This window comes from Cytobacillus oceanisediminis 2691 (assembly GCF_007678455.1).
Lineage (GTDB): Bacteria > Bacillota > Bacilli > Bacillales > Cytobacillaceae > Mesobacillus > Mesobacillus oceanisediminis_A.
In genome coordinates, this window is sequence record NZ_VEEP01000437.1 from 1 (window position 1) to 232 (window position 232).

The 232-nt window shown below is 38.4% G+C and carries 1 pseudogene; it reads right to left on the bottom strand.

Annotated elements, in window-relative coordinates:
- Nucleotides 1-62: 62 nt before the first annotated feature.
- Nucleotides 63-200, bottom strand: a pseudogene (locus FS736_RS25700) (catabolite control protein A); the annotation flags it as partial.
- Between the last annotated feature and the right edge of the window lie 32 nt (nucleotides 201-232).

Genomic DNA, 232 nt, shown 5'->3' on the forward strand with positions numbered 1-232 from the left:
TTTCCACATCCTATTTCACCTTTTTCCTCCATTCAACCTCCAACGACTATTCCCACTCCTCACTTTTTCAGTTCCTCAACATCTTCTTCCTTAATATTCCCGCCCATCAAAACAATTCCATCAACTTCTTTCCCAAGCATACTCTTCACCAAATCCACCTCTTTTTCAATCTTTTCGTCAGAGTTGCTCAACATAATGTTCTATTTCTACATTGTACCAATATCTTCCATTC